Consider the following 19,496-nt stretch of genomic DNA (forward strand, 5'->3'; position numbering starts at 1 on the left):
AAGGAATAGTTTGATGATTAGTTTAAATGACTTAAGAAAATTTAAAGCAGAAGGTCGCAAATTTTCCTGCCTGACTTGCTATGATGCAAGTATGGCAAAGGCAATGGAACTTGCTGAAATTGATACCATTTTAATTGGTGATTCACTAGGTATGGCCATTCAAGGTCGTGATTCCACTTTGCCGGTTACGGTTGAAGATATGGCCTACCATACAGCAGCTGTACGCCGTGGTAACCAGCATGCCTTGATCATGACCGACTTACCGTTTATGAGCTATGCAACCTTAAATGATGCTTTGCAGAGCTCAAAAGTAGTGATGCAAGCGGGTGCACAAATGGTCAAAGTCGAAGGTGGAGCATGGCTGGCTGAAACGGTTCAGGTTTTGACACGCAACGGTATTCCTGTATGTGTACACTTAGGTTTAACCCCACAGTCTGTACATGTGTTTGGTGGCTATAAATTACAAGCACGCACACGTGAAGCAGCAGACCAACTGATTGCGGACTGCCAAGCGGTGGTTGATGCGGGCGCTGCGGTGTTGTTATTAGAGTGTGTGCCTGCGCAGCTCGGCAAAGAAATTAGTGAGTTGTTCCCACATGTACCTGTCATTGGCATTGGCGCAGGTGTGGATACCGATGGTCAAGTCTTGGTGGTACAAGACATGCTTGGACTGACTTTTGGTCGTGTTGCAAAATTTGTGCGTAACTTTATGAAAGAACAAGCAGGGGAAACGGCGATTTTGGATGCGTTCAAGGCATACCATGCAGCGGTGCTTGATAGCTCATTCCCTGCGAAAGAACAAACATTCCAAGTCGAGCTGTAAAACATGAAAACTGAAACCACGATCCAAGGCCTATCAGCATCATTGAACCCTGCGCGAACGGCTCGAAAAAGTATTGGTTTCGTCCCGACCATGGGGAATTTGCATCAGGGGCATTTGAACCTTGTGCGCGAAGCGAAAAAACTCTGTGATGTGGTTGTAGTCAGCATTTTTGTGAATCCTATTCAATTTGGACCCAATGAAGATTTTGACAGTTACCCACGCACCTTGGAACAAGATCAGCGCTTGTTGGCCGAGGTTGGTTGTGACATCGTGTTTGCACCATCGGTTGAGCAAATGTATGGCAACAGCCCACGTTTGACCAATATTACTGTTTCAGATATCACCAATGATTTGTGTGGTCTACAACGCCCAGGTCATTTTGATGGTGTCGCCGTTGTGGTGACGAAACTGTTCAATATTGTGCAACCTAATTTTGCTTTCTTTGGTGAAAAAGACTATCAACAGTTGGCTGTGATTCGTCAGTTTGTTCGTGATTTGAATATGCCGCTTGAAGTGATGGGTGTGGCAATTGCACGTGCAGAAGATGGTTTGGCTTTAAGTTCACGTAATGGTTATTTAAGCGAAGAAAACCGTCAAAAAGCACCGACCATTTATCAAAGTTTAAAAGCTGCAGAACAGTCGCTACAAACTGGTACTGATTTAGCTGATGTGTTAGCAAATATAAAGGCGACATTGACACAGGCTGGTTTTGTTGTGGATTATGTGGAAGCACGCACACCTGCATTGCAGAAATTGGATGCGTTTGACCAAGATGTGGTGCTTTTTGTTGCGGCAAAACTCGGGGCAACTCGTTTAATTGATAACTTGAAAGTGAAACATATTTAGGCAAGCTCACCTCTCAAAGGATTAAGATGAAGCGCATTTTAATTGTTACAGGACAGTCTGGTTCGGGTAAATCCTCTGCATTACAAGTATTGGAAGACCTCGGTTATTACTGTATTGATAATTTGCCTTTGGCCTTACTCCCAGAGATTGTGGCTAAACTGGATCGGGAAAATAACCTTGAGCAGTTGGCGCTTGGTGTGGATGTACGCAGTACACGTGCAGATTTGCAAGAGTTTGACTTGGTGTTTGAACAATTGCAAAGACATGGTACGGTCGATATTATTTATTTGACCACGCGTGACCAAGAGTTGATTGCGCGCTTTAGTGCTTCACGTCGTCCACATCCGTTGGCGACACGCTTTCAAAGTTTGAACCAGTGTATTCAAGAAGAGAAAACCCTTTTGTTGCCGATTAATTTGCGCTCAACTGTGCATATTGATACCACCGATAAAAGTGTGCACGATTTAAAGCATACCTTGCTGTCAAAGTTGGGGCAGTCAGATAACCTGATTTTGATTTTGCAGTCTTTCGGCTTTAAACATGGTATTCCGTTAGATGCTGACTATGTGTTTGATGTTCGACATTTACCCAATCCTCATTGGGATTTAGAACTGCGGAAGTATTCTGGACTGGATGCCCCTGTGCAAAAATTTTTGGAACAAAGTGAGCAAACCCACGAAATGTTCCAAGATATTTATAAATTTTTAGATAAATGGTTACCAGCTTTTGCTGAAGGGCATCGTCACTATATGACCGTGTCAATTGGTTGTACGGGTGGGCAGCATCGCTCTGTATATATTGTGGATAGACTAAAAAAAGCCCTTGAGGCAAAATGGTCTATTCAGGTCCTCCATCGAGAAATGAAGCACTGGGCATGATTGACACAACTGTTGACGTAATTAATAAACTAGGGTTACATGCGCGTGCATCTGGCAAGCTCATTGAAGTGACCACCAAATTCCGTTCTTCAATCCAAATTGGAAAAGGAGACAAATTGGTGGATGCCAAAAATATTATGTCCCTCCTGATGCTAGGCGCAGGAAAGGGCACCACTTTACGCTTGGTGCTTGAAGGCGCAGATGAAGAACAAGCTTTATCTGAGATTCAGGCACTATTTGCAGCAAAATTTTACGAGGCAGATTAATCGTGGCACGTCGACCGCATAGTTTTACTGAAGAAGACTTTGAATCTTTAGAAGGACGTGCAAGTAAAACTGAACAGAAAAAAGCCGTACAACGTATGGCATCTTTGGGTTCTCAACTTGCAGAGTTGAACACTAAACAAATTCAAAACTTACCTGTTGAAGAGCGTTTGATTGAAGCCCTTTTGGATGTGAAACTGATTACATCAAATGAAGCTCGTCGTCGCCAATTTTTACGCATTGGGAAGTTGTTGCGTAATGAAGATGAAACGGTGATTTTGTCTTATTTGACACCGCAACAAGGCGCGAAAAAAACCGCTCAATTGCAGCGTTGGGTTGACCGTATGATCAAAGATGGTGATGTGGTCATTAATGAGTTTTCCAAAACCTATAATGCCGCGGAACGTCATACCATTCGTCAGCATGTATTGCGTATTCACCGTGATATGAAACAGCAGGCTGATGAAGAACAACTTAAAGCTTCGCGTTTGAAGTTGTTTAACTACATTCAGCAAGTGGCTTTAATTTCAGATAATTAAGTCATTTAGACATAAAAAAGCGACCTTCAAGGTCGCTTTTTTATGTGAGAATATTTGCTTGAATAGACTGCTGAATGTTTAGCTAAACTCGCCCGTTGCACGCTCTTTGGCCCAATCGCGTAGGACAAATTTCTGTAACTTGCCTGTCGACGTTTTTGGAATTTCTGTAATCACCACATCTTTCGGGACTTTAAAACCTGCCAGATGTTGCTTACAGAATTCAATGATTTCCTCAGGTGTGGTTTCTTTGCCTGCTTTGAGTTCAATAAATGCACAGGGCACTTCTTGCCAGCGAGGATCGGGCTTCGCGACCACCGCAGCCGTTAAAATAGCAGGATGTTGATAGAGAATTTCTTCAACTTCTAGTGATGAAATATTCTCACCGCCAGAAATGATCACATCTTTAGAGCGGTCAGTAATTTTGGCATAGCCATCGGGTTGGCAGACTGCAAGATCGCCTGTATGAAACCAACCACCTGCAAAGGCTTCTGCGGTCGCTTCAGGGTTTTTGAGATAACCTTTCATCACAATGTTGCCACGGAACATAATTTCGCCCATGGTCTGACCGTCATGCGGTACAGGTTGCATGGTATCTGGATCAAGGACTTTCATGCCATCTTGCAGTGGGTACGGTACACCTTGGCGTGAGTGCAGCTGCGCTTGTTCTTGAATTGATAAGTCAGACCAACCCGCTTGAGAGGCACAAAGCGCAGAAGGACCATAGGTTTCAGTGAGACCGTAGACATGGGTGACATTGATGCCAATATGACGCATGCCCTCAATAATTGCAGCAGGAGGCGCAGCACCTGCCACCATTACTTCGACGCGGTGTTCAAAGTGAGCCCGTTGCTCTTCAGGGGTATTGATCAGCATTGATAACACAATCGGCGCACCGCAGAAATAATCGACTTTGTGTTCAGCGATGAGTTTGAAAATGAGTTCAGGGTCAATTTTACGTAAACAGATGTTGGTGCCCCCATTGGCTGCCATAGTCCATGCAAAGCACCAGCCGTTACAGTGAAACAGGGGGAGGGTCCACAAGTAGGTCGCACGAGGTGTCATGCCACAAGCAATGATGTTACTGGCTGCATTGATATAAGCCCCGCGGTGATGATAGACCACCCCTTTCGGGTTACCTGTCGTTCCCGAGGTGTAATTTAGGCTAATGGCATCCCATTCATCTTGAGGTAAATGCCACTCAAAGTTTTCATCGCCTTCGGTTAACCAGTCTTCATATTCAATCTGACCAATCGGAGCTGCAAAACAGTTTTCGTACTCAGCATCATCTACATCAATCACAAAAATGTCACGCTTGACTAAAGCCAAAGCCTCTTGTGCAACCGATGCAAACTCAGGATCGACCAAAAGGACTTTGGTTTCGGCATGTTCCAACATGAACGCAATGGTTTTTGCATCTAGGCGTGTATTCAGCGTATTTAGTACCGCACCTGTCATGGGTACTGCAAAATGTGCCTCAATCATTGCAGGGATGTTGGGCAATAGTACCGAGACGGTATCATTCTTAGTGATCCCTAGTTTTTGCAGCTGAGAAGCAAATTGGCGACAACGTTGATAAGTTTCACGCCATGAAATATGACGGTGTCCATGAATGATGGCATCTTGATGGGGATAAATATAGGCAGCTCGTTCTAAATAACGCAGCGGTGACAAAGCCACAAAGTTTGCGGGGGTTCTTGGTAGTTCGTCATAAGCGCTGACCATGTTTATCACTCCAAATTCAGTATTATTTTTCCATTGCTTAAAAGATATGCATTTTTCAGCCATCTTGCATTTATGCTTTAGTCGAGTTGCGCTTTTTAGATGAATTTATTGAACTTTTTTGTTTAGTTTATCTAAACTGAATCTATGGATTCTGTGCGATATAAGCGCTTTTAGGTCGATTCTAGCTTGTTTTGTGAGCAATATGTATATGCTTGTGTTGCAGCATTGTTCAATAAAAAGTGACCGATAAAGTCATTCTAAAATGTAGCGATGAGGATTGAGGCACATCAATTCCCTCATTCTAGGGAGGCTGATGGATTGGCAAATGAATTCAAAATGCGCCGAAACGTGAATTTTCTAGGGGAAAAGGTTTAATCCTGTGGATAACACGTGTAAAATTCGACTGATTTTATTTATCCACCGTTTTTATCTTTTGAGGTTTTACCTCGATCATAATCTCGCGGTGACATGCTCCATGGTACGGGGCATCACTCCTTAAGGATTTTTTATGCCAATTATCACTTTGCCAAATGGCGATCAAAAACAATTTGATCAAGCTGTATCTGTGATGGACGTTGCACTGAGCATCGGTCCGGGTCTTGCGAAAAATACAGTTGCAGGAAAAGTCGATGGTCGTTTAGTCGATGCATCTGACTTGATTACCACGGATGCCAGCCTTCAAATTATTACGCCTAAAGACGAAGAAGGTGTCGAAATCATTCGTCACTCTTGCGCTCACTTGGTGGGACATGCGGTGAAGCAATTGTTCCCTGAAGCGAAAATGGTGATTGGTCCTGTCATTGAAGATGGCTTCTATTACGATATTTTTAGCGCAAAGCCATTTACGCCAGAAGACATGGTAGCCATTGAAGAGCGCATGAAAAAGCTCATCGATCAAGACTATGATGTCATCAAAAAAATGACACCACGTGATGAGGTGATTGCAGAATTCACAGCGCGTGGTGAAGATTATAAATTACGCTTGATTGCAGACATGCCTGAAGAAACAGAAATGGGCTTGTACTACCATCAAGATTATTTGGATATGTGCCGTGGTCCACACGTGCCAAATACTAAATTTTTAAAAGCATTCAAGTTGACTAAAATGTCGGGCGCTTATTGGCGTGGCGATGCGAAGAATGAACAGTTACAACGTATTTATGGTACAGCGTGGGCAGACAAAAAACAGCTTGCAGCGTATATCAAACGTATTGAAGAAGCTGAAAAGCGTGACCACCGTAAAATTGGTAAAGCTTTAGACCTGTTCCATATGCAAGAAGAAGCACCAGGTATGGTGTTCTGGCATCCAAACGGTTGGACCATTTATCAAGTACTTGAACAATACATGCGTAAAGTTCAGCAAGACAATGGCTACCTCGAAATTCGTACCCCGCAAGTGGTTGATTTCACGCTTTGGGAAAAATCAGGCCATGCTGCAAACTATGCAGATGGTATGTTCACGACACATTCAGAAAGCCGTAACTATGCAATTAAGCCGATGAACTGTCCTTGTCACGTACAAGTGTTCAACCAAGGTTTAAAATCATACCGTGATTTGCCAATTCGTTTGGCTGAGTTCGGTTCGTGTCACCGTAACGAACCATCGGGTTCATTGCACGGCATTATGCGTGTTCGTGGCTTTACTCAAGATGATGCACACATTTTCTGTACCAAAGAGCAAATTGGTCAAGAAGTGGCTGACTTCATTCAACTGACTTTAGATGTATATAAAGACTTCGGTTTCGAAGACGTGCAAATGAAGTTGTCTACACGTCCAGAGAAACGTGTGGGTGATGATGCACTTTGGGATATGGCTGAAAAATCTTTAGCAGATGCTTTAGATGCTGCTGGTTTGGAGTGGGAACTTCAACCGGGTGAAGGCGCATTCTATGGTCCGAAAATTGAATTCTCACTGAAAGACTGCTTAGGCCGTGTATGGCAATGTGGTACAATTCAATGTGACTTCAATTTGCCAGAACGTTTAGATGCGTCATATGTCACTGAAGACAATGATCGTGATCAACCTGTAATGTTGCACCGTGCAATACTTGGCAGTTTTGAACGTTTTATTGGTATACTAATCGAACACTATGCGGGCTTTATGCCACCTTGGTTAACACCAATTCAAGCATGTGTGATGAACATTACCGATTCACAAGCGGAAGCATGTGAGTCAGTCGTCGCTAAACTTAAAGAAAACGGTCTCCGTGCGATTTCAGACTTGAGAAATGAGAAAATCGGCTTTAAGATTCGTGAACGTACATTAGAGCGTATTCCTTACTTACTGGTACTTGGGGACCGTGAGGTAGAGGAAGGTACAGTGAACGTGCGTACCCGCTCTGGAACAAATTTGGGTACTATGTCAATCGACGCTTTCGTTGACCTAGTAAAAGCAGCCGTTGCCGAACGCGGCCGGTACATTGTGGAGTAACAGCGATTAAACAGCCTGACCGTAATCAACAGGGCGGTAACAAATCAAACCGTCCTGCTTTGAATGATGAAATTCGTGCGAAAGAAGTCCGTCTTGTAGACGAAAATGGTGAGCAAAAAGGTATTGTTAGCTTGGCAGAAGCATTACGCGCTGCTGAAAGTGTTGAGCTTGATCTTGTTGAGATCGTAGCAAACGCTGAACCGCCTGTTTGTAAAATCATGGACTTCAACAAGCATTTGTTTGATCTAAAGCAAAAGCAGAAAGAAGCGAAGAAAAAACAGCATCAAGTACAGGTGAAAGAAATCAAACTCCGCCCGGGTACTGATGTTGGTGATTACAACGTAAAACTACGTGCAATCACTAAGTTCCTTGAAGAAGGCAACAAAGTAAAAATTACTCTTCGTTTCCGTGGTCGTGAAATGGCGCACCAACAGCTTGGTTTGGCTCAACTTCAAAAAGTTGAAGCAGATGTGGCTGAAATTGGTGTTGTTGAGCAATCACCAAAAATGGAAGGTCGTCAAATGGGTATGTTGCTTGGTCCTAAAAAGAAAAAGTAATGATCCATTGATCTTAAAAAAAGCACTGCTTATGCAGTGCTTTTTTTATTGCAATATGAAGAGAAGGCTACTAACCAATTTGATTATGATCTTATAAAGTTGCCTGCAAAGTGCATAAGCCGTCTATCTCAGGTCCAATCCGAATATTCCTAAAGTTAGCGTTACTTAAGCTTTGCATGTGTTCATCTTTGGTCATATACAGTTCGAGATTCTTCATATTTCCATCAGGTTGGGCCAAGTGATCGGTCATGAAGTAAGAGCCATGGGGCTGGATAACTTTCTGTGCAATATTCTTGTGAAAATCATAGGTATATGCTTTATGTCGAAGTTCATGTAAAGCTTGATGAATCACGACATAGTCAAAGCGTTGACCATTCAGAACTGTATACCAATCCTGCTGTTTAAAATCAGCGATGATAAAATCTACAGATGTATGGGGAATAGCAGCTAAGCGTTGTTTGGCTAAGTTATGCATAGCCGCTGAAAAATCGACGGCTGTATAATGAATATTAGCTCGTCTACTTAAGAGCTCATATGCAAAGAAACCAGGGCCTGAGCCTAATTCTAAAATACGGACATCTGGCTTTGGATGATTTAAAATTTGAGAAATATAGTGTTCGAAGAACTCTATTCGGTACGGTCGTTTAATGTTTGCTTCCTTTGCCCACTGTGTCGCATGTAGCGGATCTTTAAGATCGATTGGGCTTGGAATATCAATGATTTTATTCATGTTGTTAAGTCATCTTTTTATTCGAATAAGCGCTAAATAATATATAAAATTACATAAAAATAGTCATGTTTAATTATGATATCGTGTATCCAAAATAAGTGAATAAACTCAGGAAATAAGAATGATCGATTTGTACTATTGGGGAACACCCAACGGACATAAAATTAGCATTGCATTAGAAGAGATGGGTTTGGAGTATCGGGTCTTTCCCATCAATATTTTAGAAAATGATCAGTTTCAACCCGACTTTCTGCGCATTTCACCCAACAATAAAATCCCTGCGATTGTGGATCAAGATGGTCCTAAAGGTGAAGCCATTTCTGTGTTTGAGTCAGGGGCGATTTTGCAGTATTTAGGGCGTAAAACAGAACAGTTTTACCCAAGCGATGAACAGTCTCGTGTTGAAGTTGAGCAGTGGTTGATGTGGCAAATGGGTGGTTTTGGTCCAATGCTTGGACAGAACCATCACTTTAGTAAATTTGCTCCCGAACGTATTGCATATGCAACTGAACGCTATGTCAATGAAACCAAGCGCTTGTATGCTGTACTAGACAAGCAGCTTTTTGGTCAAAACTATGTGGCTGGCGAGTACTCGATAGCGGATATGGCAATTTTTCCATGGATTTTGCGTTATGAGTGGCAGCAAATTGATATAAATGACTATCCAAATGTGAAGGCTTATATGGAGCGTATTCAAGCGCGTCCTGCAGTTCAGCGTGCGTTGGCGCTTCAAGTTAATTAGTTACAGAAGCGGTGACTTGAACTGTGTTAAGCTTAGCGCCTTCAAGGTATAAACCATTCTTTAAAGCCACCGATGGGTGGCTTTTTTGTTGAAAGGTTGTTTGGACATCAGCGTAATGAAAAAAGAGTTTTTTCTCAATTTAACCCGTATTATTGAAGCTAATCCTAAAATCTATCTCAGTATTATTGTGGGAATTGCCGGGTGTTTGGTGCTATTTGTAGCTGAAGCGGTACATATTCAAAAAATCATTGAACTGCTGAATACCAAAGATCAGGTGGTACTTCGAGCTGCAATTGAACCCATTGCCGATAAATATTCATGGTCACGTTGGTTTTTGTTGATTCTGGCATTGATCTGGTCAAGTTTTGCTTACAGCTCAACCAAGAAAAAGCTGGGTTTAAAATCATAAAATGATGTGGGCCTTAGGATTGCTTTTCCTTTCTGCCTTTGGGGCGGCGACACTGCTACCCTTGCAGTCAGAGGCCGTCTTGGTGGGATTGTTGGCTCAGACGCAGTATCCAGTGTGGTTATTGGTAGCTGTTGCAAGCCTAGGCAATATTTTAGGTAGCTGTGTGAATTGGTGGCTCGGCCTGAAAGTTGAGCAATACAAAAATAAAAAATGGTTTCCCGTCTCAGAGCAAAAGATGTTGCAGGCGCAGGGCATTTATCAAAAATATGGTTTTTGGTCTTTATTACTTAGTTGGGTGCCCATCATTGGTGATCCGATTACCCTCATTGCAGGATTACTCAAAGAAAACTTTGTTCGTTTTGTCGTGATGGTGAGTATTGCGAAAATCGGACGCTATCTTTTTGTGTATTGGATGTTTAGTCAGTTCTAATTATTTTCAGAGACCAACTGGCCACATGCTTATATTGGCTGAATGGGTTTAAAGTTTATATAGAGAGATGACACGAGTGAGTGAAAACTCGTGTCATGCTAAATTTTAACGACAAGCATTTAGATCGAATTCAATCGCATCTTTAAATTTAGATTTTTTATAGAGCCATAGTGTGCTTGCTGTGCGTTTAACACTGACTTTGCTGTTTGCAACGGCTTGTAAAACTTGTTGATCAAGCGCGTAAATGCCTGAACCTTTGATAATTTTAGGCTTCTTGATGTTGCCGTGTTTATCGGCTTTAAAGCTAAATTTAATTTGACGGTCATGATCATTTAACTGCGTAGAATCTAGCGCAAGCTTAGGTTGAACCTGATATTGAAAAGGCACTTTTTGCTGCTGTTGCTGCGCGCGCCAGTTCTTCGAGTCAAAGCTATAGTTACATGCTTCGGCATCATCTGGGGTTAGGTTTAAATTAAAAACTTGATAACCAATGACAGCTAAAGCGGTGTCGTTCTCCATAAACGGTTTTACTTTGGCTTGAAGCACGGCATTTACCAGCTTTTCATCCAAAGCTTTGAGTCCAGTCGTTTCTTGGACTGTCGCTTTGGTTACTTCACCTGTTTCATCTGCATACACACGAATAATTGCTGCACGGTTTTGTTGGTTTAAATCACTATTTTTATATTGGGGTTTGGGAAAATCTAGCCATTGAATACGCGTGGTCAAATGCGCCGATTGAGCTGAACTTTTTTGAATGGTGAGTTCTAATGGTGGCTGAGCTGCATGACTGAGATGAAAGGGCAGTGTCGATAATGCGAGCAAGAAGAGTGGTTTCATATGATCGATTTCTTTTATAACGCATCCAGTGCGCATGACTTAAATAATTGTTGCGAGTATTTCCTGAATTAGAAAGACTCGCAAGTTATATTGTTAAATTAAAACTATTTTTGCTCGGCTTGGGTGATGTCTACACCAAATATGTCTTTGGTTTTAGCCCAACTCAGTGCGACCACCAAGAGTGTCATGCCGCCGCCAAAAACCGTTGCAATCACAGGGCCTAAATATTTTGCTGCAAGACCTGACTCAAATGCCCCCAGTTCATTACTACTCGACACAAACATGCCATTTACAGCTGCAACACGGCCTCGCATATTTTCAGGAGGATAAATTTGTAAAATAGTCTGACGAATTACCACTGAAATACTGTCACATGCGCCCGTCATAGCAAGAGCAAATAAAGATAGCCAGAGATAGTTTGAGTATGCGAACAATAAGGTGAATAGGCCAAAACCTGCAACAGCAAGCAGCATATTGCGCCATGCATGTCGGGTGGGTGGAAAACGTGTCAGCGCAATCATGGTGATGAGTGCACCAATCGAAGGTGCTGCCCGTAAATAGCCCAATCCTTCAGGCCCAATTTTCAAAATATCTTCAGCAAAGATCGGGAGTAAAGCGATCACACCGCCGAACAGCACCGAGACTAAGTCGAGTGAGATGGCCCAGAGGACGATTTTAGTTTTAGCAATAAAGCGAAAACCTTCACCTAAACTTTGTAGTACACGTTCCGTTTCTATTTTAGGAAAAGTACGTTTGCTTAAAAGGTTGACGAGTAAGAAACATAGGCTGAGCAGTACCGTCACACTGATGAAACTGGTTTCACGGCCTAAAAACGCCAGCATAAATCCACCGAGCATCGGGCCAATAATCACCCCGCTTTGCCAACCAATTGTGGTCCATGTGGCACCATTGGCATAAATTTCCCGAGGAATTAAAAAGGGTTTGAGAGATGTTGCGGATGGATTATAGAAACCTCGAATTGTTCCTAGGCCAAAGATCACGGCATAGACACCCCATGACAGGGTGGAGAGTTCAATTTGCTTTAAGCCATAAGCATGAAACAACCTCCATAAAACCAAGGGCAGAGGAATGGCAAAGAATAAGCAGATTTTCATGATGGTTTGCTTATTAAAGCGATCTGCAAAATAGCCGCCCCATAAGGAGAGCGCAATAAAGGGGATTGCTTCTGCCAGACCAATCAAGCCTAGAGTGAGAGGATCTTTGGTGATTTTATACAAAGAATACGCCACAATAATTTCCTGAATCAAAATGGCAAGTGTCAGGCAAAATTGATTGAGCGTAACAATAGAGAAATCTCGGTATCGGAGTGCGGCAAAAGCATCCTGTGTAGCGTTCATAAGGGTACAGTATGGAATGGATGAGGCATTATACGACTTGGACTAAACCTCGGTTATAAATTCATCGCTTAAAGCTTATCGGGAAATAAACTAAGCTTGCTTTTATTGTTGATTATTTGCTTTTGTTTTAGACAAAGTTCGATTAGAATATTCGCTCCCTTACCTGCAGGTCGTTTTGCAATGGTGCAAACGTTCCGAACAGGTGTTCAAAAGAGGTTGTTATGCCTAAGATGAAAACTCGCCGTGGTGCAGCTAAGCGTTTTAAAGCTACTGCTAACGGTTTCAAGCGTAAACAAGCGTTCAAACGCCACATTTTGACCAAAAAATCTGCTAAGCGTATTCGTCAATTACGCGGCTGTGTAATGGTTCACGTGAGTGACGTTGCTTCAGTTCGTCGTATGTGCCCATACATCTAAGGAGATTATAAATGGCTCGTGTAAAACGTGGTGTACAGGCTCATCGCCGTCATAAAAAAATTCTTGCTCGTGCTAAAGGTTACTACGGCGCTCGTTCACGCGTATATCGCGTAGCGTTCCAAGCAGTAATCAAAGCGGGTCAATACGCTTACCGTGACCGTCGTCAGAAAAAACGTCAATTCCGTGCTCTATGGATTGCGCGTATTAATGCTGGTGCTCGTCTAAATGGTTTATCGTACAGCCGTATGATCGCTGGCTTGAAAAAAGCTCAAGTGATTATCGACCGTCGCGTACTTGCTGACATCGCTATGCATGACGCAGTTGCATTTGCTGCTTTAGCTTCTAAAGCTAAAGATGCATTAGCTGCATAAGTCTTTAAGACTTAAAAAAAGACCGCTTTTTAGCGGTCTTTTTTATGGTCGATTATTTTTTGAATCAAATTTTTTATGGGTCAAAGGTGAGACTGTGATACAACCATAATTAGGTATGATAAGAAAGACCACGTCAGCGTTAGGCCAGTACAATGAAAAGAATCAATGTTGTAGGAACTTCTGCTACAGGCAAATCTACATTTTCCAGAGCTTTGGCCGAAAAGTTAGATTTGCATTATATCGAGTTGGATAATCTATTTTGGCTTGATGACTGGCAAGAATGTCCTGATGAGGTGTTCTTTGCCAAGATTGAGTCAGAAGTACAAAAGGCGACACAGGGCTATGTGATCGATGGTAACTATACCCGCGCCATTCCTGTAAAATGGGCGGAAATCGATACTGTCATTTGGTTGGACTTACCGTTTCCAATCAACCTTTACCGTTCTGTGAAGCGTGCGGTTCAGCGGGCATGGGCACAACAGGATTTATGGGAAAACTCGAATAATCGGGAAAGCTTGCTGCGTATGTTTGGTCGGGATTCGATTATTTGGTGGATGATTAAAACACATGCTAAAAACCGACAGAAATACTTAAAAATGATGCAGATGCCTGAATATCAACATATACAGTGGATTCATTTAAAGACACCAAAACAGGTGAGTCGTTTTTTAGACCAGTTGGCTGTTGAAAAGCATAACGTTTAAATTAAAAAGCTCAGTGCCTACTCAGCGATTAAGGTGAACCGTTAAGTTTTAGTTACATAAATCTGCTTTAATCTCAAAGGTGGCCGATGCCTAATAAATAAAAAGATTAAAAAGAAAAGGAGTAGGATATGCTTGCAGAAATTACTGGGATGGGACAGGGAAGTATCACGGTGGAATTACAAATGATTCCTAGAAAAGGTGAGTCAGTCAAAATTATGTATGGACCTGATGCGGAGCTAGAGGGCGAGGTTGTTTCGGTTAATCATTATATTAATCAACATGCCAATCAGCATAAGGTACAAATCAAAATCCGGCCCTTCAATCTTCTAATTACCGCCTGAAGAAGTTGAGCCCGTAAAAAAGCGCTCTTTGAGAGGAGCGCTTTGATATCTCGCTAATAACTTATAAGCCAAAATAATAGCCAACTACGCAGATCAAAATCGTAATTATGATTAAAGCAAACACCCCAGTTTTCCCCGATTTATGGTGTATTTCATGAGGCTTGCTCTCTATCGCACTTAATTTAGGTGTTGGATGATTACGTGCATCCAGTGGTGTGGTCGTATCTTTGGGTGTGAGCTGCGCGGTTTGATAGTGATTGGCCACTTTCACAATGAACTTGGTACTTAAATCATCAATCTTTTGTTCAAAATGACGTAGATTCAATTGCTCATCTGGCGTGAGCACTTGGCCTTCTGCATTGTAAGGATGTTGAATCTTAGTCTGGATCAATGCTGATAGTGCATCTAAACGATACAGCGTTTGGTGTGCATAATCAGCAGCGTAGTCTGTTGGTAAAAGAGCGAGATGATGGGCTTCATCTGAGGCATCTTGTTGTCCATAGTAAGGTAAGTTTACCGTCTCAGGCTCTACTAAACCTTGTGCAAATGGCGCACTAAACAGTTCTTGTTCGGTAAAGTTTTCGATTTCATCCCATTTCGGCGTTTGTAAGTCTGCTTCAATGCGTTTGCTGAGTTTGTGATTCAGTTCAAAATGCCATAAATTTTCACTACGGATTGAGCTTTGTTGTGTTTTTGGAATTATAAAATCGTGTTCAGCGCTGTACCACTCCGCCAGTTCTTTACCAAAAATCCAAGCAGTTTTTTGCTGTGCTTGATGGCTCACAATAATATGTGGTGTAGCGAGGAGTTCAATATTTGGGTTAGGGTTCTTTTCATCTGCTAGCAATGTTGAGCTATGCAGACTGAGCTGTTTGGTCCCTTGTTTTTTTAAGGCTTCAAGCCAGACCTGAAAATGCTGAGCCAGTAAATGTTGGCTATTCAGATCACGAAACTGAAAGCAATGTCGGTCAAAAATGGCATGTTCTAACCAACGTTGGAAACTTAGGTTGTGGCGCAAATATTCATTGCCATAAGTAACTAAAGTAAGTTGTTGTTGCCAAATAGGATCAAGCGACATCGTTTGTTGTTCTCTTCTGTGATGACACTATCTTAACCTGTTTATAAAACCATGTACTAAACAAATTTTCCTGATCGTAGAGCTTCATCAACGTGCTTAAAAACTGATAGAATATGGGGTTTTATTAATTTTATAAATTGTTGCTTTGAGAGTTACTATGTCACTGGAAGCCCTGACCACTGAAGCGCTTGCTGCGATTGCAGCAGCAGAGGACCTTGCTACACTCGATCAAGTACGAGTGCAGTTTACGGGTAAGAAAAGCCAGCTCGCTGAGCAATCCAAAGCTTTAGGTAAAATGGACCCTGAAGAGCGTAAAAATTTTGGTGCGCAAATTCATGCAGTCCGCGAAGCGATTACCGGTGCTTTAACTGAACGCCAAACACAATTACAACAAGCAGCGTTGGCGCAAAAACTTGCAAGTGAAACGGTGGATATTACTTTACCGGGTCGTGGTCAAACGATTGGTAGTATTCACCCCGTTACTCAAGTGCAAGAGCGTATTTGTCAGTTCTTTACCAAAGCGGGTTTTGTGATTGAAACTGGACCAGAAGTTGAAGATGACTATCACAACTTTGAAGCTTTAAATATTCCAGGGCATCACCCTGCGCGTGCAATGCACGATACATTCTATTTCGATGCGACACATTTGTTACGTACCCATACTTCGGGTGTGCAGATTCGTACCATGGAAGCCCAGCAACCCCCGATTCGTATTGTGTGCCCGGGCCGTGTATACCGCTGTGACTCTGACCAAACGCATTCGCCAATGTTCCATCAAATTGAAGGTTTGTATGTAGCTGAAAATACTAGCTTTGCAGAACTGAAAGGTTTATTGGTCAATCTATTAAACGAATTCTTTGAAAAAGACTTAAAAGTGCGTTTCCGCCCATCTTATTTCCCATTCACAGAGCCAAGTGCTGAAGTGGATATTATGGATGAGCGTGGTAAATGGTTAGAAGTGCTTGGTTGTGGCATGGTACATCCAAATGTCTTGCAGGCAGCGGGGATTGATCCTGAAAAATACAAAGGCTTTGCTTTCGGTCTAGGTGTGGAACGTTTTGCGATGCTTCGTTATGGCATCAATGACTTACGTATGTTCTACCAAAACGATGTGCGTTTCTTACGCCAATTTGCTTAATAGTTTAAACAGTTATTTTAGAATTATTGAAATCCCCCCTAAATCCCCCTTTATAAAGGGGGACTGGTCTACCTAAAACGGTGGTGTGTTTTCCTCTCTTTAAAAGAGGGGTTAGGGGAGATTAAGGACATTGAATTTATGAAAATTAGCGAAAATTGGTTGCGTACATGGGTGAATCCAGCCGTTGATAGCAATACTTTATCTGACCAACTGACCATGCTAGGTTTGGAGGTCGATGATCTATCACCTGCGGCAAAACCGTTCACTGGCGTGGTTGTTGGTGAAGTGTTGACTGTAGAGCAACATCCCGATGCAGACCGTTTACGTGTGACCACGGTGAATATTGGTTCAGGCGATTCTTTACAAATTGTTTGTGGTGCGCCAAACGTACGTGTCGGTATGAAAGCCCCTGTGGCGACCATTGGTGCTGTGCTTCCAGGCGATTTCAAAATCAAGAAAGGCAAACTTCGTGGCATTGAATCACAAGGTATGCTATGTGGTGCGTCTGAAATTGATCTAGAAGATAAAATTGATGGTCTTTTAGAGTTACCCGTTGATGCGCCCGTAGGTGTGGATATTCGTGAATATTTAAATTTAGATGATCATGTCATTGATATCAGCATCACGCCAAACCGTGGTGACTGTTTCAGTATTCGTGGTATTGCCCGTGAAATTGGGGTGATTAACCAACTGACCGTGACTGCACCTGAAATTAATGCCGTTGCTGCGACCATTGCTGATGAGAAAAAAGTCGTGGTGAGCACTGAAGGCTGCCCACGCTATCTAGGTCGTGTGATTAAAAACGTGAATACCAAAGCAGCAACACCAGAATGGATGGAACGCGCTTTGGTTCGCTCAGGGATTCGCCAGCATAGTATTTTGGTTGATATTACCAATTATGTACTGATGGAGTTGGGTCAACCGCTCCATGCTTTTGATGCAGCAAAAATTCAAGGTTCGGTCCAAGTTCGTCAAGCGAATACGGCGGAGAAATTGGTTCTACTGAATGAACAAGAAGTTGAGCTCAATGAAAAAGTCATGGTGATTGCTGATGATGAAAAAGCATTAGCGATTGCAGGCATCATGGGTGGCTTGTCTTCATCTGTTACCGATGAAACCCAAGAGATTTTCTTAGAGTCTGCATTCTTTGCTCCATTAGCCATTGCAGGTCGTGCCCGTAGCTTTGGTTTACATACCGATGCATCACAGCGTTATGAGCGTGGCGTGGATTTTGAACTCCCAATGCTCGCGATGCACCGCGCATCACAATTGATTGCTGAATTGGCGGGTGGCGAGTTCGGTCCGATTACGACTGCGGAACAAGCGGCTGTTTTACCGAAGCGTGAAGCGATTGAGCTAGAACAAGCACAAGTGGACCAATTGCTTGGTTATCGCGTAGATGCTGCATTTATTGAGGATGCATTAACCCGTTTAGGTTGTGCTGTGACGGTTAAAGCAGAAGGTCAGTGGTCTGTAGTACCACCTTCACACCGTTATGACATGGCAATCTACCAAGACCTGATTGAAGAAGTCGCACGTATTCATGGTTATGACAATATTCAAATCAGTTTGCCAAAAATTGAAGCGAAATTGGCTCAATATCAAGACCAATTTGAAGTGGCTCAGCTTCGTCAAACCCTCGTGACTTTGGGTTATCAAGAGGCGATTAGCTTTAGCTTTGCAGACTTAAAGCTTGAGAAGCAACTCAATACGGCTGTGAATCCTTTGGCTTTGGCTAACCCGATTTCAAGCGATTTAGCAGTGATGCGTTCAACATTGCTCTCTAGTTTGATTCCGTGCGTGCAATACAACGTAAACCGCCAACAAAGCCGTGTACGTTTCTTTGAACTAGGCTTACGTTTTGACTATCAAGACGCTGAATCTATTCATGATTTGAAACAAATTCCTACCCTTGCAGTGATTGCAACAGGTGCAAAAACGTCAGAAACTTGGCATGCTAAACCTCAAGCTATGGATTTCTTTGATTTCAAAGGTGAAATTGAAGAAGTATTGGCAGCAGGTCGTGTGCAGGTTGAATATGTTCGCTCTGAACGTAGCTGGTTGCATCCAGGACAGTCTGCTGAGGTTTTAGTCGATGGCCAATCTATTGGTTACTTTGGTCGATTACATCCATCTTTAGAAGATGCATTGGATTTGAGCACGACTTGGGTGGCTGAACTTGATCAATCGGCTGTTTTGCAAACTTATGTATCTAATTTTACAGAATTATCACGTTTTCCGTCGGTTAGACGTGATATTGCGCTTTTAATTAGTGATAAGATAAATGTAAGTGAAATTCAGCAACTTATCGAAAAAACAGGTGGTGAGCTTTTGGACTCGACTTGGTTGTTCGATGTGTACACTGGGCAAGGCGTTGAAGACGGTAAGCGCTCATTGGCATTTGCACTTCTTTGGCAACACCCATCACGTACGCTTGAAGATGCTGAAATTAAATCCGGTATGGATCATATTTTACAAGTGTTGGAAAACACTTATCAGGCGACATTGAGGGCTTCATGACAGCATTAACAAAAGCGGAAATGGCTGACCATCTAAGTGAGCTCACGAGTTTAAACCGTCGTGAAGCTAAGCAAATGGTCGAGTTGTTCTTTGACGAGATTAGCCAAGCGCTAATCTCTGGTGAGCAAGTTAAACTTTCTGGTTTCGGTAACTTTGAGTTGCGTGATAAACGCCAACGTCCAGGTCGTAACCCGAAAACGGGTGAAGAAATTCCGATTTCTGCACGCCGTGTAGTGACCTTCCGCGCAGGGCAGAAATTCCGCCAGCGTGTGGGAAATGAGCAGATCGATTGATCTGCTTTTTTTTGCTTAGAATTTTGGGTGATCGTTTGGCTGATTCAATTCTTGCAAAATCATGGAATGT

At 42.6% G+C, this 19,496-nt stretch carries 22 protein-coding genes; 17 read left to right on the forward strand and 5 right to left on the reverse strand.

All coding sequences use genetic code 11. The features are described from left to right. Positions 1–13 precede the first annotated feature (13 nt). From panB to yjgA, 5 genes are read left to right on the forward strand one after another with little or no spacing between them, the layout of a single operon-like run. On the forward strand, positions 14–823 hold the full coding sequence (gene panB / locus PTT44_RS03725; RefSeq protein ID WP_004692301.1) for a 3-methyl-2-oxobutanoate hydroxymethyltransferase: 810 nt from the start codon (positions 14–16) through the stop codon (positions 821–823). Positions 824–826: 3 nt separating this feature from the next. Continuing rightward, the gene (panC, locus tag PTT44_RS03730; protein ID WP_168157952.1) at positions 827–1,669 is read left to right on the forward strand and encodes a pantoate--beta-alanine ligase; all 843 of its coding nucleotides are present in this window, start codon (positions 827–829) and stop codon (positions 1,667–1,669) included. Between the two features lie 26 nt (positions 1,670–1,695). Continuing rightward, positions 1,696–2,547, forward strand: coding sequence for an RNase adapter RapZ (rapZ, locus tag PTT44_RS03735; RefSeq protein WP_004692298.1), 852 nt, complete (start codon positions 1,696–1,698; stop codon positions 2,545–2,547). After that, on the forward strand, positions 2,544–2,813 hold the full coding sequence (locus PTT44_RS03740; protein WP_010325935.1) for an HPr family phosphocarrier protein: 270 nt from the start codon (positions 2,544–2,546) through the stop codon (positions 2,811–2,813). Before rapZ ends, PTT44_RS03740 begins: the two co-directional genes overlap by 4 nt. Positions 2,814–2,815: 2 nt before the next feature. Next, complete coding sequence (gene yjgA, locus PTT44_RS03745; RefSeq protein WP_005400753.1) at positions 2,816–3,349, forward strand: ribosome biogenesis factor YjgA; 534 nt, start codon at positions 2,816–2,818, stop codon at positions 3,347–3,349. Between the two features lie 78 nt (positions 3,350–3,427). Here yjgA and PTT44_RS03750 read toward each other — a convergent pair whose 3' ends face one another. Further along, positions 3,428–5,071, reverse strand: a complete 1,644-nt coding sequence (locus PTT44_RS03750) for an acyl-CoA synthetase (protein ID WP_168157951.1) — start codon at positions 5,069–5,071, stop codon at positions 3,428–3,430. Positions 5,072–5,579: 508 nt separating this feature from the next. Here PTT44_RS03750 and thrS point away from each other — a divergent pair. Both thrS and infC read left to right on the forward strand, forming a co-directional pair. Further along, positions 5,580–7,502 carry a threonine--tRNA ligase gene (gene thrS, locus PTT44_RS03755; protein ID WP_010325937.1) on the forward strand — a complete coding sequence of 641 codons (1,923 nt, stop codon included), beginning with the start codon at positions 5,580–5,582 and terminating at the stop codon, positions 7,500–7,502. A 5-nt stretch (positions 7,503–7,507) separates the two neighbouring features. Then, entirely contained in the window at positions 7,508–8,059 is a 552-nt protein-coding gene (gene infC / locus PTT44_RS03760) for a translation initiation factor IF-3 (protein ID WP_050796974.1), read from the forward strand. Positions 8,060–8,150: 91 nt separating this feature from the next. Here the strand turns inward: infC and PTT44_RS03765 are convergent, their stop codons facing one another. Beyond that, a complete protein-coding gene (locus tag PTT44_RS03765; RefSeq protein WP_168157950.1) occupies positions 8,151–8,789 on the reverse strand; it encodes a class I SAM-dependent methyltransferase in 639 nt (212 codons plus the stop codon). Positions 8,790–8,910: 121 nt separating this feature from the next. Here PTT44_RS03765 and PTT44_RS03770 point away from each other — a divergent pair, with 121 nt between their 5' ends. The 3 genes from PTT44_RS03770 to PTT44_RS03780 all read left to right on the forward strand — a co-directional run bounded on the left by PTT44_RS03770 (position 8,911) and on the right by PTT44_RS03780 (position 10,370). Then, the gene (locus tag PTT44_RS03770; protein WP_168157949.1) at positions 8,911–9,531 is read left to right on the forward strand and encodes a glutathione binding-like protein; all 621 of its coding nucleotides are present in this window, start codon (positions 8,911–8,913) and stop codon (positions 9,529–9,531) included. Between the two features lie 115 nt (positions 9,532–9,646). Then, positions 9,647–9,940 carry a hypothetical protein gene (locus tag PTT44_RS03775; protein ID WP_004979180.1) on the forward strand — a complete coding sequence of 98 codons (294 nt, stop codon included), beginning with the start codon at positions 9,647–9,649 and terminating at the stop codon, positions 9,938–9,940. A 1-nt stretch (position 9,941) separates the two neighbouring features. After that, entirely contained in the window at positions 9,942–10,370 is a 429-nt protein-coding gene (locus tag PTT44_RS03780) for a YqaA family protein (RefSeq protein ID WP_168157948.1), read from the forward strand. A 105-nt stretch (positions 10,371–10,475) separates the two neighbouring features. Here the strand turns inward: PTT44_RS03780 and PTT44_RS03785 are convergent, their stop codons facing one another. Continuing rightward, the gene (locus tag PTT44_RS03785; protein WP_168157947.1) at positions 10,476–11,207 is read right to left on the reverse strand and encodes an energy transducer TonB; all 732 of its coding nucleotides are present in this window, start codon (positions 11,205–11,207) and stop codon (positions 10,476–10,478) included. Between the two features lie 104 nt (positions 11,208–11,311). Continuing rightward, positions 11,312–12,565: an MFS transporter gene (locus PTT44_RS03790; RefSeq protein ID WP_168157946.1), complete on the reverse strand. Its 1,254-nt coding sequence runs from the start codon at positions 12,563–12,565 to the stop codon at positions 11,312–11,314. Between the two features lie 221 nt (positions 12,566–12,786). On the opposite strand from PTT44_RS03790, the gene rpmI reads away from it, so the two are divergent. The 4 genes from rpmI (at position 12,787) to PTT44_RS03810 (ending at position 14,397) form a co-directional block, all read left to right on the forward strand. Further along, the gene (gene rpmI, locus PTT44_RS03795) at positions 12,787–12,981 is read left to right on the forward strand and encodes a 50S ribosomal protein L35 (protein WP_004278281.1); all 195 of its coding nucleotides are present in this window, start codon (positions 12,787–12,789) and stop codon (positions 12,979–12,981) included. A gap of 11 nt (positions 12,982–12,992) precedes the next feature. Further along, entirely contained in the window at positions 12,993–13,352 is a 360-nt protein-coding gene (gene rplT, locus PTT44_RS03800) for a 50S ribosomal protein L20 (protein ID WP_004692276.1), read from the forward strand. A gap of 152 nt (positions 13,353–13,504) precedes the next feature. Continuing rightward, positions 13,505–14,056: an adenylate kinase gene (locus PTT44_RS03805; protein WP_168157945.1), complete on the forward strand. Its 552-nt coding sequence runs from the start codon at positions 13,505–13,507 to the stop codon at positions 14,054–14,056. 128 nt (positions 14,057–14,184) lie between these two features. Then, entirely contained in the window at positions 14,185–14,397 is a 213-nt protein-coding gene (locus PTT44_RS03810; RefSeq protein ID WP_004692273.1) for a hypothetical protein, read from the forward strand. A 61-nt stretch (positions 14,398–14,458) separates the two neighbouring features. Here the strand turns inward: PTT44_RS03810 and PTT44_RS03815 are convergent, their stop codons facing one another. After that, on the reverse strand, positions 14,459–15,475 hold the full coding sequence (locus tag PTT44_RS03815; RefSeq protein ID WP_168157944.1) for a hypothetical protein: 1,017 nt from the start codon (positions 15,473–15,475) through the stop codon (positions 14,459–14,461). Positions 15,476–15,632: 157 nt separating this feature from the next. Between PTT44_RS03815 and pheS the strand changes: the two genes are divergently transcribed. From pheS to PTT44_RS03830, 3 genes are all read left to right on the forward strand, one after another. Then, positions 15,633–16,613: a phenylalanine--tRNA ligase subunit alpha gene (pheS, locus tag PTT44_RS03820; RefSeq protein ID WP_168157943.1), complete on the forward strand. Its 981-nt coding sequence runs from the start codon at positions 15,633–15,635 to the stop codon at positions 16,611–16,613. A 138-nt stretch (positions 16,614–16,751) separates the two neighbouring features. Next, positions 16,752–19,133 carry a phenylalanine--tRNA ligase subunit beta gene (gene pheT / locus PTT44_RS03825; protein ID WP_168157942.1) on the forward strand — a complete coding sequence of 794 codons (2,382 nt, stop codon included), beginning with the start codon at positions 16,752–16,754 and terminating at the stop codon, positions 19,131–19,133. Beyond that, positions 19,130–19,426, forward strand: coding sequence for an integration host factor subunit alpha (locus PTT44_RS03830; protein WP_004649746.1), 297 nt, complete (start codon positions 19,130–19,132; stop codon positions 19,424–19,426). The genes pheT and PTT44_RS03830 overlap by 4 nt, the downstream gene beginning before the upstream one ends. Positions 19,427–19,496: the final 70 nt, after the last annotated feature.

This window comes from Acinetobacter sp. Gutcm_16, from assembly GCF_028649355.1.
Taxonomy (GTDB): domain Bacteria; phylum Pseudomonadota; class Gammaproteobacteria; order Pseudomonadales; family Moraxellaceae; genus Acinetobacter; species Acinetobacter johnsonii.